This window comes from Rhodanobacter sp. Soil772 (genome assembly GCF_001428385.1).
In the GTDB taxonomy this organism is placed as follows: domain Bacteria; phylum Pseudomonadota; class Gammaproteobacteria; order Xanthomonadales; family Rhodanobacteraceae; genus Rhodanobacter.
On sequence record NZ_LMSK01000002.1, the window covers coordinates 973881 to 990572 of the forward strand.

The 16692-nt window shown below is 62.6% G+C and carries 14 protein-coding genes; 8 read left to right on the plus strand and 6 right to left on the minus strand.

Annotation, left to right across the window (positions count from 1 at the left end):
* The first annotated feature begins 153 nt into the window (after window positions 1–153).
* Window positions 154–624 carry an OsmC family peroxiredoxin gene (locus ASG75_RS10820; RefSeq protein ID WP_056388757.1) on the plus strand — a complete coding sequence of 157 codons (471 nt, stop codon included), beginning with the start codon at window positions 154–156 and terminating at the stop codon, window positions 622–624.
* A 113-nt stretch (window positions 625–737) separates the two neighbouring features.
* Here the strand turns inward: ASG75_RS10820 and nuoF are convergent, their stop codons facing one another.
* The 5 genes from nuoF to ASG75_RS10840 form a co-directional block, all read right to left on the minus strand.
* The gene (gene nuoF, locus ASG75_RS10825) at window positions 738–2051 is read right to left on the minus strand and encodes an NADH-quinone oxidoreductase subunit NuoF (RefSeq protein ID WP_056388760.1); all 1314 of its coding nucleotides are present in this window, start codon (window positions 2049–2051) and stop codon (window positions 738–740) included.
* Window positions 2052–2068: 17 nt separating this feature from the next.
* Window positions 2069–4777 (minus strand): pyruvate dehydrogenase (acetyl-transferring), homodimeric type, encoded by a 2709-nt coding sequence (aceE, locus tag ASG75_RS10830; RefSeq protein WP_056388764.1) that lies wholly within the window; start codon window positions 4775–4777, stop codon window positions 2069–2071.
* Window positions 4778–5048: 271 nt separating this feature from the next.
* The gene (locus ASG75_RS15975; protein ID WP_082547561.1) at window positions 5049–6017 is read right to left on the minus strand and encodes a transporter; all 969 of its coding nucleotides are present in this window, start codon (window positions 6015–6017) and stop codon (window positions 5049–5051) included.
* A gap of 387 nt (window positions 6018–6404) precedes the next feature.
* Complete coding sequence (locus ASG75_RS10835; RefSeq protein ID WP_056388766.1) at window positions 6405–7343, minus strand: NADP-dependent oxidoreductase; 939 nt, start codon at window positions 7341–7343, stop codon at window positions 6405–6407.
* A gap of 272 nt (window positions 7344–7615) precedes the next feature.
* Complete coding sequence (locus ASG75_RS10840) at window positions 7616–8029, minus strand: cupin domain-containing protein (RefSeq protein WP_082547562.1); 414 nt, start codon at window positions 8027–8029, stop codon at window positions 7616–7618.
* A gap of 283 nt (window positions 8030–8312) precedes the next feature.
* On the opposite strand from ASG75_RS10840, the gene wrbA reads away from it, so the two are divergent.
* The 5 genes from wrbA to ASG75_RS10865 are packed head-to-tail and all read left to right on the plus strand — an operon-like array spanning window position 8313 to window position 12662.
* Window positions 8313–8912, plus strand: a complete 600-nt coding sequence (wrbA, locus tag ASG75_RS10845; protein WP_056388768.1) for an NAD(P)H:quinone oxidoreductase — start codon at window positions 8313–8315, stop codon at window positions 8910–8912.
* A gap of 44 nt (window positions 8913–8956) precedes the next feature.
* The gene (locus tag ASG75_RS10850; protein WP_056388770.1) at window positions 8957–9421 is read left to right on the plus strand and encodes a DUF4126 family protein; all 465 of its coding nucleotides are present in this window, start codon (window positions 8957–8959) and stop codon (window positions 9419–9421) included.
* Between the two features lie 37 nt (window positions 9422–9458).
* Window positions 9459–10565, plus strand: a complete 1107-nt coding sequence (locus ASG75_RS10855) for an NAD(P)-dependent alcohol dehydrogenase (protein ID WP_056388772.1) — start codon at window positions 9459–9461, stop codon at window positions 10563–10565.
* Between the two features lie 13 nt (window positions 10566–10578).
* Window positions 10579–12150, plus strand: a complete 1572-nt coding sequence (locus ASG75_RS10860; RefSeq protein WP_056388774.1) for a hypothetical protein — start codon at window positions 10579–10581, stop codon at window positions 12148–12150.
* Entirely contained in the window at window positions 12147–12662 is a 516-nt protein-coding gene (locus ASG75_RS10865) for an SCO family protein (protein ID WP_056388776.1), read from the plus strand. The genes ASG75_RS10860 and ASG75_RS10865 overlap by 4 nt, the downstream gene beginning before the upstream one ends.
* A 3-nt stretch (window positions 12663–12665) precedes the next feature.
* Here ASG75_RS10865 and ASG75_RS10870 read toward each other — a convergent pair whose 3' ends face one another.
* Window positions 12666–15608, minus strand: a complete 2943-nt coding sequence (locus tag ASG75_RS10870; protein ID WP_056388781.1) for a sensor histidine kinase — start codon at window positions 15606–15608, stop codon at window positions 12666–12668.
* On the opposite strand from ASG75_RS10870, the gene ASG75_RS16285 reads away from it, so the two are divergent.
* Window positions 15589–16050 (plus strand): hypothetical protein, encoded by a 462-nt coding sequence (locus ASG75_RS16285; RefSeq protein WP_162253104.1) that lies wholly within the window; start codon window positions 15589–15591, stop codon window positions 16048–16050. The two genes, ASG75_RS10870 and ASG75_RS16285, sit on opposite strands and share 20 nt — an antisense overlap.
* Window positions 16047–16679, plus strand: a complete 633-nt coding sequence (locus ASG75_RS10875; RefSeq protein ID WP_056388783.1) for a response regulator transcription factor — start codon at window positions 16047–16049, stop codon at window positions 16677–16679. The genes ASG75_RS16285 and ASG75_RS10875 overlap by 4 nt, the downstream gene beginning before the upstream one ends.
* Window positions 16680–16692: the final 13 nt, after the last annotated feature.

The window sequence follows — 16692 nt, forward strand, 5'->3', positions numbered from 1 at the left end:
TACGCACCGCCAAGAAAGTCTGGGCCGGCGTCGACGCGCGCGGGTTTGCGTAGACGCTTGCCGGGCCCATTCCGGAAATCTCTCACGTCACCCTGAACCAGTGATCTTGAACATGGACGTGTCGTTACATTTCTGAATCTGGGGAGTCTAACCATGAAGATCGAACGACACGGCTCGGCACTCTGGTACGGCGGCTTTCCCGATGGTCGCGGCAGCCTGTCCACCGAGAGCGGCGCGCTCGATGACCACTACTACAGCGTGGCCAGTCGCTTCGATCGCCATATCGGCAGCAACCCCGAAGAATTGCTCGCCGCCGCCCACGCCGGATGCTTCAACATGGTGTTGTCGATGGTGCTGGCTGAAGCACACCTCACGGCGACCGAACTGCAGACCTCGGCAACCGTGATCCTTGAACAGCAGTTCGCCAGCTTCACCATCGCGTCAGTGCACTTGAGTCTTCGCGCCGTGGTACCCAATGCCGATCCGCTGATTTTCAGCAGACTGGCGGCGATGGCCAAGACCAAATGTCCGCTCAGCCGGCTGCTCAACGCCGAAGTCACGCTGGACACAAATCTGCAGAGCGCGTGGGGCGCACCGACGGCGATCGCCACAATAGCGTCCTGACCATTCGCACCGGCTGGAGCAACCGGCTGATCAAGCCACCGAGCGGACCACCTCACCACCCAAGCGCATCGCCGTAGCGATGGCCACCGATGTCTGCTCCGGGATAAACCGCTTCAAATGACGGACGTGGTCATCGAACACTTGTTGGTGACGAAGTACTCGAACTCATGCCAGAAGTGATGCAGGAAGCCCTGCACCGGCCACGCGGCTGCTTCGCCGAAGGCGCAGATGGTGTGGCCTTCGATCTGGCCAGCGATGGCTTTCAGGCGATGCAGATCATCCAGCGTGGCGTCGCCCTCGACGATGCGTGTGAGCACGCGGTGCATCCAGCCGGTTCCCTCGCGGCACGGCGTGCACTGGCCGCAGGACTCAGCCATGTAGAAGCGCGAAATGCGATGGCATACGCGCACCATGCAGGCAGTGTCATCCATCACGATGACCGCGCCAGAACCCAGCCCTGAGCCGGCGTCTTTCAGCGAATCAAAATCCATGTTGCACTGAGCGATCAGCGCCGCGGGTAGCACCTTCATCGAGGTGCCGCCGGGGATCACCGCCTTCAGCATGCGCCCGGGTCGCATGCCGCCGGCCAGCGCCAGCAGTTCGTTGAACGGAATGCCCAGCGGCACCTCGTAGTTGCCCGGCCGCGCCACGTGCCCGCTCACCGAGAACACCTTGGGGCCGCCGTTGTTCGGCTTGCCGATGGCGAGGAACCAATCCGCCCCATGGCGCAGGATGGCCGGGATCGAGGCAAACGTCTCGGTGTTGCAGATCGTGGTGGGACGACCGTAAATGCCGAAGCTGGCGGGGAACGGCGGCTTGAAACGTGGCTGGCCCTTCTTGCCCTCCAGCGATTCCATCAAGCCGGTTTCCTCGCCGCTGATGTAGGCGCCGGCACCGAGCAGGTTGTGGATGTCGACATCGATACCACTGCCACCGATGTCGCTACCGAGCAACCCAGCCGCATACGTCTCCCGCAACGCCTGCTCGACGCGCTCGAACGGTTCGTGATGAAACTCGCCACGCAGGAAGTGGTAGGCGATGCTGGCACCGGTGCAATAGCAGGCGATCGCCAGGCCTTCGAGCACGGCATGCGGGTTGTAGCGCAGCAGATCGCGGTCCTTGCAGGTGCCTGGTTCCGATTCGTCGGAATTGCACAGGATGTATTTCTGGCCCGGTACATCGCGCGGCATGAATGAGAGTTTCAGGCCGGTCGGGAAGCCGGCACCGCCGCGTCCACGTAATGCACTGCGCTTGATCTCCTCGATCAGGGTGAGCGGGTCGGGCTTCTCCGCGAGGATCTTCTTCCAGGCCTGATAACCGCCCGTATCCAGATAGTTGTCGAACGCCCACGGCGTCTCGAAGTGACGGGTCGTGTAGACAACCTGGTGCGCCTGCGGCGCGGGGCCCACCGGCCCATGCGTGGCCATGCCGATACCTCCGCGCCTCACATCGTCCAAGGCTCGGGCTTGTCCGGATCGAGCCCGTACAACGTGATTGCGCGCTCGACTTCCGCCGCGTCAACCAGACCATCCTGCATCAATGCGTCGAGAGCGGCGTGAGCGATCCAATGACGATCGATCTCGAAGTGGGCGCGCAAATTGGCGCGGGTGTCGCTGCGGCCGAAGCCGTCGGTGCCCAACACGGTGTAGCGTCGGCCCTCAGGCATGAACACGCGAAGTTGGTCAGGCACCGCCCGCACGTAGTCACTCGCCGCGATCACCGGCCCAGCACGATCCTGCAGCAATCCAGTGACGCTGGGAATACGTCGCGGCCCACCCGGATGCAACCGATTCCAACGCTCCGCGTCGTAGCCGTCACGACGCGCCTGCGAGAAGCTCGGGCACGACCAGATATCGGACGTCACACCAAAATCTTTCTCCAGCAACTCGGCCGCTGCGATCACTTCGCGCAGGATCGTACCCGCACCGAGCAACTGCACATGCCGAGCTTCGCTTTTGCGCGATTCTCGGCTCCCGCTTACCGCTTCCCGCCACAGATACATCCCCTTGAGAATGCCCTCGGTGCACCCCGCCGGCATGTCCGGATGGGTATAGTTCTCGTTCATCACGGTGAGGTAGAAATAGACGTCCTCTTGCTCCTGCAGCATGCGGCGCACGCCGTCCTGCAGGATCACCGCAACCTCGTAGGAGAACGTCGGGTCGTACGAGATCACGTTCGGGATCACGCCGGACATCAGGTGCGAGTGGCCGTCCTCGTGCTGCAGACCCTCGCCGTTGATGGTGGTGCGGCCGGCAGTACCGCCGATCAGGAAGCCGCGTGCGCGCATGTCGGCCGCAGCCCAGCACAGGTCGCCCACGCGTTGGAAACCAAACATCGCGTAGTACAGGAAGAACGGCAGCATCGCCACGTTGCTGACGCTGTAGCTGGTCGCCGCGGCGATCCACGCAGCCATGCCGCCAGCTTCGCTGATACCTTCCTGCAGCACCTGGCCTTGCTGATCCTCACGGTAGTACATCAGTTGGTCGGCATCCTGCGGCTTGTACTTCTGGCCGAACGGCGCGTAGATGCCGATCTGGCGGAACAGCCCTTCCATGCCGAAGGTGCGTGCCTCATCGGCGATCACCGGCACGATGCGTGGGCCGATCTGCTTGTCGCGCAGCAGCAGGTTGATACCGCGCACCAGTGCCATCGTGGTGGAGATCTCACGCTCACCGGTACCCTTGGTGATCGGTTCGAATGCATCCAGGCCAGGCGCGACCAGACGCTCGTCAGCCTGACGACGACGTTGCGGCAGGAAACCGCCGAGTGCCTTGCGCCGCTCCAGCATGTACCGCACTTCCGGCGAATCCGCGCCGGGATGCACGTAAGGAATCTCGTCCAGCTGTTCATCACTCACCGGAATGCGGAAACGATCGCGCATGTTGCGCACGGTTTCCATATCCGCCTTCTTCTTGTTGTGGTTCGGGTTCTGCGACTGGAACGCCTCGCCCATGGCATAGCCCTTGACCGTCTTGGCCAGGATCACCGTCGGCAAGCCCTTGGTGTTCACCGCCGCGTGGTAGGCCGCATACACCTTCTGCGGGTCGTGGCCGCCGCGGTCGAGCCGGCCGATTTCCTCGTCGGACAGGTCCGCCACCAGCGCGGCGGTCTCCGGGTATTTGCCGAAGAAATGCTCGCGCGTGTACGCGCCACCGAACGCCTTGCACGCCTGGTACTCGCCGTCCACGGTTTCCATCATCAGCTGGCGCAGCCGGCCCGTTGTGTCGCGCGCCAGCAGCGGGTCCCAGCGGCCGCCCCAGACCAGCTTGATCACGTTCCAGCCGGCGCCGTGAAACAGGCCTTCAATCTCCTGGATGATCTTGCCGTTGCCGCGCACCGGACCATCGAGACGCTGCAGGTTGCAGTTGATCACGAAGATCAGATTGTCCAGGCCCTCGCGGGCAGCCAGTGAAATCGCGCCGATCGATTCGGGCTCGTCGATCTCGCCGTCGCCGAGGAAGCACCACACCTTGCGGTCGCTCGCCGGCATCAGTCCGCGATGTTCGAGGTAGCGCCAGAAGTGCGCCTGATGGATCGCCTGGATCGGGCCCAGCCCCATCGACACGGTTGCCACCTGCCAATAGTCCGGCATCAACCACGGGTGCGGATACGACGACAGGCCACGGCCCTTGCCGGCTACTTCCATGCGGAACAGATCGAGCTGCTCCGCGCTGAAGCGGCCTTCGAGAAACGAGCGTGCATACATGCCAGGACTGGAGTGGCCCTGGATGAACAACAGGTCGCCTGGATGATCGGCCGTTGGCGCGCGCCAGAAATGATTGAAGCCGACGTCGTACAACGTGGCGCTGGACGCGAAGCTGGCCATGTGCCCGCCCAGTTCACCCGGCTTGCGGTTGGCGCGCAATACCATCGCCATCGCGTTCCAGCGCACCAGCGAACGGATCCGCCACTCGATCGGCGTGTCGCCGGGACTGCGCGCTTCCAGCTGCGGCGGGATCGTGTTGACGTAATCGCTGGTGGTGATGAACGGCAGCGCCAAGCCACCGTGCCGCGTCGAGCTGGCCATCCGCTCCAGCAGGAAGTGGGCTCGCGCAGCGCCGTCATGGCGGATCACCGCGTCGATGGACTCCAGCCATTCGATGGTTTCAAGCGGATCCGGATCCGGCCGATGCGTTTCGTCAAGGTGATCCATGGTTGCCTCCGCGGGACGCGGGTATGTTGGAAAGTGGCCCACGTGGAGACTTCGACTCCGGGCTACCGGCTTKTTTGTAGGAGCGCACCCTGCGCCCGGGGGAGTGCGGGGGAGCTGGGCAGGAACTCACGCACAAGGTGCGCTCCTACAAAGACTGGGCCACTCGGGATCTCACGCCGAGACCGTAACTTCAGGGCTTGTTTTACGTCACCACCTTTGTCGTCAGTGTCGCCGGCCCAGGGCTTCTCCTCTCTCGGATGCCTGTCGGGAATCAAAAATGATGGACAAGCCGCAATATGAACTCATTGCCCTTGGGCCGGTTGCGGACGTTTGATTCAAAATAAGCATTAAAGAAAACGAAAGTGTTCCGGTCGACCAACCACATAGCACCGGGACCGAGCCCAAGAACCCTCTCCTTGCGACCGGGAACGCCTACGTCGTTAATGCGCGAGTTGGTGAGTTGCGTGAGGTAATACCCGTTAACGCCAATTCCAAATTTCGGCGTAATTGCATAGGAGGCGGCGAGGTTAATGTGGAAGGCCTCTCCGGCTTGCAAGGTGCGGGCATCAGGACCCAATGAGCGCGGCGGGTCAGTGTTCTTGAAATTATAGAGATAATGAATTCGCGTCGAGACGCTGAGCTTTTTTGAGAAAGACAGCGTGGCAGACCAAAACGGATCGAGTGCCCAGGCATTTTTACCCGGATTGACTGCGGTACGCGCATCGTATTTTCCAGTCGGCGCCAGAATATCGAATTCAAAGCTTTGTGAAAGCTGCCACCCATTGGAGAATGCAATGGGGTTGAACTCATAAATCGGCGCAAACAGAATATCGCCGATACCTGTCTGCGAGTCGAGGACGGTGCCACCCAAGCCGTCACGTACCGAGGCTGAGACAACCGTGGGAACCACCAGATCGAAAGCCAACCGACCAGGACCAATCTCCTGCGGCATGTAGTAGGTAATCTGGTTTATGTCAGCCACCAGATCGAGGCTTTGTTTTGGCAGCGGCAGCCTGCGGCCAAGCCCATCGTTGAATCGGCTTGCCGAATAATATTCGATGTAATTTTGGTAGTAGAAGCCGGGCCCGGATGGCAGGACGCCATCAAGATAAGATGTCAGGCCAAGATTGATTGATGGCAAGTCATTGGCTTTTACGGTGCCTTGCGCCAGCAAAGCGAGGAGCAAAGCTGGCGCCATAACGTGCCGCGTGGCTTGAAACAGCTTTGCTGGTGACGTCATCACGGTGCTCCCTGTGTAATAGCGATCGCGCTATGAAGGACGCTGACAAGATTGCGCGATGCGCAAGATGACTTCTTGTATGAACTGGCTTTGCATTGGCGGATTTGATCAGTGCATCAGGCGCCTACTGAGCGCTCGCAACATGCTCGTGTGCGTCCACTTGAAGCTGCCGACGTGACAGGCGAGGCCGTCTCGCATGCTTCGTGACACCGCATAGCCGCACGGGCGCCCGAGTATTCGTAGCGCGCCACTGGATCAGGGCACGTGGCAACCTGCTGGAACGCTCAAGCTGACTGCAGAAGAGTCCGCCACTGCGGTTCGCTCACCATGGCTTGCGAACCTCACTCAGCCGTGCGCGTCGAAGACTCCCTGGTGAACGACTTCGGATTACGCATCGAGAACGTCGATCACGATTTTCCCTTGGGGCTGAGGCTTGCGGATCCTCTCCAGGAACTCGTGCGCGCGAATCAACTCGGTCATGGGCAATACCAAGCCGACGCGCGGCTTCAGCTCGGCGTGGTCAATAATCGTGGCGATCTCGGCCAGCGCGGAAGTGTTGACCTTGACCAGGAAAAACAGGGTTCTTATGCCGAGCGCTTCAGCGGCGTTGACATCGGGCGGGCTCACGGCGGAGACCAGAATGCCTCCCGACTTCACCATCTTCATGGACCGTGACTGCCACACGCCGCCGATCGTGTCGATCACGGCATCAACCGACCCCGTAAAGTCATCGACTTGCGCACCATCAACGGCAACCGCCTGATCTGCGCCAAGGCGACGGAGCTCATCGAGCTGCCCGGCAAACCCGGTGGCGATGACGCGTAGCCCCTTGCGACGCGCGAACTGGACCGCATACCCGCCTACGTTTCCGGCCCCTCCGAGGATCAATACGCTCTGGCCACTGACCAGCCCCGCATGCTCGAACAACATCTGCCACGCCGTGTTGGCAACCACCGGAACGGACGCCGCTTCGACGTGGGTGACGCTGCGAGGCTTCCTGGCAATCATCCCGGCCGACGCCACCGCGTACTCGGCACACGCACCGGTGAACTGAGGATTGGTTACGCCATAGATCTCGTCACCTACCGCGAAGTCGGTTACTCCGTCGCCGAGTTCGGTGATGACACCGGATAAATCGGAACCGAGGGTCAGCGGAAGTGGTTGTGGCAACGCGCTATTGCCGGTACGGATCCAGCTGTCCCAGGGCCCCACCCCGGCAGCATGGACTTTCACCAGAACTTCACCTTCCCCCGGCGTGGGTACGGCGACTTCGTCGATGACGATGATGTCTGGCTGCCCAAAGGCATGAATGCGGCTCGCCCTCATGTCAACTTCTCCTCGAATTGTCGATTTTCTTGCCGAAGCTGGCGTCATCACAACGGTGGCGACGTCCAAATCGCTGCCCAACGCATGAGCGCAAATCCCACCCGCACGGTGGATCGGCTCGCTTGCTCGTTGCGTCGAAAGCCGGATCGTTCGCGCGACATCAGGGCGATACAGAGTGCAGGAGCGCGCCCGGTACGCGCCGGGGAGTGCCAGGGGGGAGGGGCCATACACGCGCACCAGGTGCGCTCCTGCAAAACGGGGTTTTCGCACTATCAGGGCTTGTCGTAGGTCACCAGCTTTTTGTCATTGCCGTCGGCAACGAAGATCGCCAGCAGCGAGGCCGACTCGGTCTTGCTCGCGTTGTCGCTGACCAGATGGTGTGCGCCTGGCGCCTCGGTCCAGCTCTCGCCAGCACGGTAGACCTTCGCCTCGCCTCCTTCGAGCTGACTGCGAATCGCGCCGGTGAGCACATAGGCAATCACGAAAGCCCCGCCATGGCGGTGCGGCTGCGAGGTGCCTCCGGGCTTGTAGGTCACCACCAATGCCGTAACCGTCTTGCCCGGGACATTGGGGATCGCATAAGCGAAGGCCGGCTTGACGGTCTCGTGTGCGGCAGCAGCCTGGAGGACGCTCACCGTCGCCAGCACGGCTACGCTGATGAGCCGAAGCGGAAATCTTGTACGCATGTTGAAGCTCCTTTCCGGATGGATGGCCAGATGCGCCCGGACTGGCAGCGGAGGGATGCGCGCACGGGCCGTCGTTCGGTACAAAATCTAAACCCGGTGCAGGCAGGAATCTTTTGTATTCATGCTGTGATTTGTACGTTCTACCGAATCGCTTTCCGCACGCAGTGATTGAACAAGCGCCGCTGCGAATGTCCAAGAATCGACCGCACGACATCGCCAGAATCTCCCTCGGGCATCGCCATATGGATCAACGTGATCAATGGGCCCGAAACGGAGACGTCACATGGCCAGGGTTCTGGTTCTCTACTATTCCACCTACGGCCACATCGAGAAGATGGCAGAAGCCATCGCCGAAGGAGTGCACCGCGGTGGCGCCACGGCAGATATTCGTCGCGTACCGGAAACGGTGCCTGAGGAGATCGCCAGAAAGGCCTATTTCAAGCTTGACCAGATGGCACCCGTAGCGACCGTTGCCGAACTGGAAAGCTACGACGCCATCATCGTTGGCACCGGCACGCGTTTCGGGCGCATCTCCGCGCAGATGGCAACCTTTCTCGACCAAGCCGGCGGCCTGTGGGCTCGTGGCGCGCTGAATGGCAAGGTCGGGGCGGCCTTCTCCTCGTCGGCCACCCAGCACGGCGGTCAGGAGATGACCCTGTTCTCAATCATCGCCAACCTGATGCATTTCGGCATGACTATCGTCGGCCTGCCGTACAGCCACCAGGGTCAGATGACGCTGGACGAAATCGTGGGCGGCGCGCCTTACGGTGCCACCACGATCGCCGGCGGTGACGGTTCACGCCAACCGAGCGCCGTCGAGCTGGAAGGTGCACGGCACCAAGGCGAACTGGTGGCGCGCACGGCCACCAAACTTCACGGCTGATCGACTTCACTGCCCTGCTCCGTCCCCACGCAAGGACTGTTCCCATGTTGATTCATGTTTGGGCGCTGATGATCGGCATGATCGCCGGCCTCCGCGCAATGACGCCGCTAGCGGTGTTGAGCTGTACCGCGCGGATGGGCTGGTTGCCGCTGCAGGGCACCCCGTTGGCCTTCATGGGTTACGCGCTCACGCCGTGGATCCTGGCCCTCTGCGCGCTGGGTGAACTGGTCAACGACAAGTTGCCCAAGACGCCCAGCCGGATGATCCCGATGCAATTTGGCACGCGGCTGGTCACCGGTGCATGCGCTGGTGCAACGCTCACTGCTGCCCATGGCCTGCTCTGGACCGGGTTGGTCGTCGGCGCCACCGGCGCTGCCATCGGCACTTGGGGTGGCCATCGAACGCGGCGCGCGTTGGCCAAAGCATTCCACAACGATGTTCCTGCAGCCCTCCTCGAAGATGCCCTGGCAATCGCCGGGGCCGTGCTGATCGTGCTTGCTGCTGCTTGAGCACTTTTCCAGAAACTTCCACACAGGTACATCACCCATGAAAACCCTGGCCGCCGTCGTCGAATCAGTGAAGCAACCTTTTCAGCTGGAGCATATCCACCTACCCGAGCCTGCCGACGACGAGGTCCTGGTGCGCATTGTCGGCGTCGGGCTGTGCCACACCGACCTGGCCAGCAAGGAAGGCCTGGTGAACGCACCATTTCCCAACGTGTTTGGTCACGAAGGCGCCGGCATCGTAGAGCAGGTGGGACGCAGCGTGACCAAGGTCGTGCCGGGCGATCATGTAGTGCTGGCGCCCGCCTTTGATGGCACCTGTGCGCACTGCCTTAGTGGCCAGCAGATGTACTGTGACCATTTCACTGACCTCAACTTCCAGACGGATCCACACGGTTCGCGCGCAACCCGCGAGAAAGGGAATGCAGCGTACTTGAAGTATTTTGGCCAGTCCTCGTTCGCGCAGCACGCCCTGGCCAACGAGCGCAGCACGATCAAGGTTCGCAAGGATGTCCCGCTCAAACTGCTCGGCCCGCTGGGCTGCGGTATCCAGACCGGCGCTGGTACGGTCATGAACGGCATCCGGCCGCGAGCCGGCTCGTCGCTCGCGGTGCTCGGCATGGGCCCGGTAGGGCTGGCCGCGATCATGGCAGCGCAGGTCTGCGGTTGTGCCACCCTGATCGCGATTGATCAGGTGGACTCGCGCCTCGAGACCGCGCGCGAACTGGGCGCCACCCACGTCATCAACACTCGTCAGGTTGACAATCTTGGCGAGGCGATTCGTGCGATCGCACCGCGCGGCGTGGACGCCATCGTCGATGCCGCCGGCGTGAACGCACTGATCGGCGCGGCCATCAATGGGCTCGCGATACTGGGACAGGTGGCACTGGTTGCGGTGCCGTCAGTGGCGGGCAAGGCGTTGGAGTTGCCCTGGTTCACTTTCCTGCTGGCCGGGCAATCCGCGCGGGGCTATGTAGAAGGCAATGCGATCTCGGAAGTCTTCATTCCACAATTGATCGACTTGTACCTGCAGGGTCGCTTTCCGTTCGATCGCCTGATCACGTTCTACCCGTTCCAGGACATAGGTCAGGCGGTATCTGACCAGCTTTCCGGCAAAACCATCAAGGCTGTGCTGGAAATGAAGCATTAAGTGGGGCAACGTCATGAACCATAGCGCCCCGCTCGACGCGTTGACCACACAGCAGGTGGGTCATTTGCGTCACTTCGAGAACCTGTCGCTGCAGCCAGCGAACGATTGGTCCCTGATGAAGGGCATAGGCACGGGCCAGGACGATTTCGGCGCCTACCGTTTCCAGCTGGCCTACATGGCCTATGCGCTGGCGATCACCCACGTGCATCGCCTACCCGCAGCACCCGGTGCCTTCAAGCCGATCTTCGAGCGGCTCATCGCGAAACTACTGCTGCCGGAAACTTGGTTGTACTGGCGCGATGTCAGCCGCGGCGGCAGCATTTTCAACGCGCATCTGAAGGATCAGTACATCGAAGAGTGGGATCCGGTGGTGCGTGACAACATCATGTACAGCGCCTACGTTCAATCGCTGACCCTGCTGTACAACGTGTTGTTTGACGACGACCGCTACGCACAACCAGATGCCATCACCTTCGAACACTGGTCGTACTTCTGGGGCGGCGACGGCCACCGCTTCCACTATGACCAAAATTCGCTCAACGAACACCTGTACTGGAAGATGGTCGAGAGCGGCTACCTTGGCGTGGCGTGCGAACCGAACTGCATCTTCCAGATCTGCAACCAGCCGGCGATCCTCGGCTTCCGCATGAACGACCTGCTCACCGGCGGCAATCTCGCCGAAGAAGTGACGCGCGGGTATGAGCAGGCGTGGACGCAATTCGGCCGGCTCGGCGACAACGGCCACTACCACGTGATGCTGTCGGAGGACACGCGTACCGTCCGTCCCAATCTTGCGCAGGCGCCGTGGGTCGATGCCTGGTGTGGCGCACTGATGAACATGTGGAATGGCGACTTCGTGCGCGCGCATTACCCGCAGCAACTCGCCGACCTGCTGTTGCAAGAACCGGATGGCACGTTGTCGGTAAAGTCGGCACCTCGCCCACCGATTAACGGGCACGTCGTTCTGAACGACGACTCCGACTTCGGCTGGATCGCGGCATGGGCGTCGGAGATGGGCGACGAGGAAACCCTACGCGGCCTGCTGCATCACGCCGACCGCCACATGGCACCGCGATGGCGCGATGGCGGCCTCTACTACCCGCGCAACGACGTCGCCGTAGACGCTGCAGGACACCGCACCCTGGTCGAACCGATGACCGGCAACGTGCTGCTCGGCTATGCGCGGCTCAACGTACGCGACGGCTTGCAAGGCATCTATCGCGGACCGTGGGTGCGGACCCATTTCAAGGAACCTGCCATCATCGAAGTCGGTGGCGGTATCGACATACTGCAGGCGCGGTTCGAACCGGCCAGCCACTCGCTATTGTTCACCCTGCAGGTGCGTGCCGATCACCCGGTGTCGGAAGCCTGGGTGGTGCTTGGTCGCATCGATGGCCGCGGACGCTGGACGCTATTGTTCGATTCACAGATCGTGGCGTATGGCGATGCCGTCAAGTTGAGCATCAGTGGGCCGGTGCAGTTGCGGCGTACCGATGCCGGGCTCGAACTCCGCTGGTCGGGTAGCCGTATCCAGCCCATGCGCCTGATTTTCGCGAACGATTGCATCGACGGACCGCCGGCATGACCGCCGCAACGACCAGCAAGCAATCATTGTTGTCAGGTGGCGAGATCGAACTGATCGACCACTTCGGTCAACCGGTATCCAGCCATGACTGGCGTGACCAGTGTTCGCTGGTGCTGTTCGGCTTCACCCATTGCCGCGTGGTCTGTCCGCGGGCACTGGCCCGCTACGGTGTCGTGCTCGACCAGCTAGCTGCCGAGGGCACACCGGTTCGCGGCCTGTATATCAGCGTTGACCCCGCACGCGATTCTCCACAAGTCATGCGCGACTTTCTTGCGCCGCACCCGCGTTTCATCGGCCTAACCGGCAGCGTGGAGCAGATCGAACGGGCCAAGGTCGCGTTTCGCGTGTTTGCCAGACGCGCCAGCGATCCCGACGATTCAGTGGGTTACCGCGTACCGCACACGGCCATCGCCTACCTGCTCGATGCGGATGGAAACTGCCTAGCACATTTCGCCGATGCGTTCTCCGGCGAGGAAGTGCTCGCCCGCCTGCGTCCGTTGCTTGCAGCGTAGCTGTCAATCGGCTTGCACTTCCCCTGTTCGTCGCAACTGTCGCCACAGGCGCATGCGGACAGCGGCGAATGTGCCGCGCGCCGGCAGCCGCAGCGATAGTTCCGTACCGCCGCCTTCACGACGATGCAGGTTGAACTGTGCGCCAATTCGTGCGGCGCGCTCGCGCATGCCGACCAGGCCCCAGTGTCCGGGGCGCTCACCGGCACACATGACGGCCTCGTCGATGCCGCGGCCATCATCGCCCACGCGCAGGTGCAACCCGTCGGCCTGCCATGCGACGGCCAGCTCGATGTTGCTGGCGGCGGCGTGGACGAAGGCGTTGCGCAGGCCTTCGCGCAAGATGTCGAGCGCTTCGGCGGCAACCTCCGGCTGCAGCAGGCGCGGCTCGCCCTGCTCGTGCAGGGCGAAGCGCACCGGATACATCGAGGCGTAGTCTTCGCCGATCGCGCGCAACGCCGCGACCAGAGCAATGCGCGATGTGCCGGTGCGGCGCAAGGCAATGATGCGGTCGCGACCGTCGATCAGCATGTCGCGCGTGCGCATCGCAACCTGATCCATCTCGTCGCGCCGCCGTGACTCCAGCGATTTGTCCGCCGCCCAGGTCTGCAGCCGCAATTGCAGGCCCTGGATGCCTTGCAGCAAGGTGTCGTGCAGGTCGCGCGCGATGCGCTCGCGCTCGGTGTTGCGAATGCGCTCGCGCGCCGCCAGCTGGCGCAGGCGCAACAGGTACAGTAGCCACAGCGCAGCCAGCGCCAGGCAACCGCACAGCACGCCGAACCACCAGGTCTGGTAGAACGCCGGCGCGATGCGGAAATCGAAGGTTGCGTCTTGCGTGCTCCACACGCCGTCCTCGTTCGCGGCACGTACGCGGAAGCGGTAGTTGCCGGGACCGAGGTTGGTATAGAACGCCTGCCGCCGCGTGCCCGCGTCCTGCCAGCCACTGTCGACACCCTCCAGCTCGTAGCGGAAATGCACACGTTGTGGTTGCGAGAGCGACGGCGCGGTGTAGTCGAAGCTCAGGTTGCGGGTCAGCTTCGGCAGCAACAGTCCCGCCGTCAACGGATAAGTCGCGTCGGCCACGTGCAGTGACTGTATCGATACCATCGGCGCGATGCGGTTGCGCCGCACGTGTAGAGGGTCGATCCACGAGATGCCTTTGAAACGGGCCACCCACAGGCGACCGTCGGGTCCCTGCTGCAGGGTGGGTCCTGGCCGAAGCTGCAGGGACGCACCTTGCAATCCATCCTGCGCATCGAACAGTTCGAACGCCACCGCATGCATCGGATCGGCACGCGCACGCTGTACCTCGTCGGCTGCGATGCGGTAGACGCCGGCGGTACTGTCCAGCCACAGTTCGCCTGTCGCGGTCTCGACGATGCCGGTGGTGGCGCGGAACACGTGGCCACCTGCTCCGACCAGCGCAACGAAGCGGCCATGTTCGAGATGAGCCACGCCCAGGTCCCCCGCTACCCAGACGTGCGCACCGTGCACGTCGATGGCCTGCACGTTGCCGACCGCCAGCCCATCGGCGGCGGTGTAGTGTTTTGCCACATCGTGCTCGATCACCACGACCTGGTTGTCCGGATAGGAAAGCCATAGCCGGCCGTCGCCAGCAGCCAGCAGCCGGATCGCCGGCCCCGGCGGCAAGTCGTTGCGACCGCCATGGCGTGTCCAGACACCATCCTTGAACCGGTACAGATCGTATTTCGCTACCGACAGCCACAGGCCGCCGTCAGCATCCATCGCGATCGCCTGGAACAGGCCGCCGATCGTGTCCGGATCGTTGGCCTTGACCAGTTCATCAGGCAGCGCCAGCGTCGTCACCCGGCCATCGATCCAGCGTTTCAGCCCGGCCGCGCCGGCCATCCACACGCCACCTTGGCGGTCACGCGCCACGCACCACACCTCGGTCCCCATGCTCGGCATCGGCGTGACGTTGCGACCGATGTGCACCGGCCCCTGGTTCGGACCGCCCACCCACAGACCACCGTCCCCGTCCGTGACGAACGCCGGAAACATGACATCCCTGGACAGCGGCACTGGCGCGAACTTGCCGATGCGAAACTGATCCAGCCCGCCGTTGGTACCGAGCCATACGTTGCCTTCTGCGTCCTGCAACATGGCCGACACATTTTCGCCACTGAGTCCATCGCGCGGCGTCATTCTGTCCACCTGCGGCAACTGCTGGTCAGCCGACCAGACATCGCGTTCGATCCCGGTGTCCGTAGGCGTCCACAGTCCACCCGCCGAATCGGTTAGCAGGAAAAGGTAATCCAGGGCGTTATGTGCTGGCTGCCACGTACCGCCCGACGGTACTTGCGCACGGGCGCGGCGCGCCTCGTCCTTGTCGACCGGCCGGAAACGACTGGCGTCCGGGTCGAGGGCGTAAGCACCGTCCACGTCCATGACCCACAGCGTGCCGCGCACCTGCTGCATCCATACCAGGTGATGTCCGGGAAAGCCGGCATCGTCACCAAGCGCCTGCCAGCGGCCATCCACCAGTCGCATCAACCCTTTGGTGGCGGCCGCCCATAGCACGCCGTCGGGACGCCGTGCTATGCCATGGATGCTGCCACCAGGCAAACCCTTCATGTCGTAGTTGACGAGCTGCCCGTGGTGCAGGCTGCTGATGCCGCCGAAGGCGTAGCCGATCCACAGGACGTCGTCGTCGGCAAACAGCGTGTAGATGTTCGGGCTGGGCAGCTGTTCGCCGACGGAGGCGTCGAATGCGGCACCGTCGAAGCGCACCAGGCCGGTTGGCGTGCCCAGCCACAGGAAGCCGTCGCGGGTCTGCGCCAGGGTGATGACCGGGTTGGGCGCGCCGTCACGGGAGGTGTAGGTGCGATGGACGAACTGCGCGAATGGCGGTGCCGCGAACGACTGATCCGGTGTTGCAGCGGAGGCGGCGTGGACAAGCAGCATCAGCATGATCGTGTATGCGATCACGCCAGCGATGATCCTGCAAAGGCCGCTTAGCAGACGCCTGCCAGGCATATTCGAGCCCCCGAAGCATGACGAACGGACCAGTGCCCCATCTGGAGAAGGAAGCGTGCACGAGGTGGACGATCTGCCCACACCACGCCAGCATTATCGCCTGACTGGCCTTGGTGCCAGTGCCTTTGGCGATGTCGATCGTTTTGTTCAATCCATGCGTTATTTGTTCAAGGGCAGCATGTGGCGCATCGGTAAGCTTGACCGCCTGCCCCATGGAATCCGCACCCCGCAGGGCGCAGCTAAAGCGTGGCATACCGCAGGCTGGTTACCCGTTCGGGTATTGAACGGCAGTACGTCCAGCGAGGATATTGCGTTTCACCGACGACGTTCCGACGCCGGCGAGACCACCCGTATCCGGTGGACCATCCACTTTCCTTCGGACAAGCCGCCTTGAACAGTATCGAGGAGAAGATCCGGGTCCTGATTGTCGACGACCACCCGGTGATGCGTGACGGATTGCGCGCGGCGATCGACCAAGAGGACGACCTCAAGGTCGTCGGCGAAGCCGCCGACGGCGCCGAGGCGATCGAGCAGTTCCGTCAGCTACTCCCCGACGTCACCCTGCTCGACCTGCAGATGCCGCGTGTGGACGGCTTGCAGGCGATCACCGCGATCCGCCATGAATTTCCCAGCGCCAGCATCGTGGTGCTGACCACCTATCCAGGCGACGCCCGCGTCACCCAGGCGATGACGCTCGGCGCAACCTCCTACCTGCTCAAGACTGCGTGTCGGGAGGAGATCCTTCGCACTGTCCGTGCGGCCATGCATGGCCGGCATGTGGTCGCTGCGGAGGTGGCGATCGACATCGACGCCTACCGCGGCAGCGAGGGCCTGACCCTTCGCGAGCTGAGCGTGCTGCGGCTGGTCGCCGAGGGCAAGAGCAATCGCGCGATCGGCGAGGCCTTGTTCGTGTCGGAGGATACGGTCAAGGCACGCATGAAAAGCCTTATGGCCAAGCTCGACGCCGAGGATCGTACCCACGCCGTCACCATTGCCATCCGCCGCGGCTTCATCGACTCTTGATGCCTTCGATGCG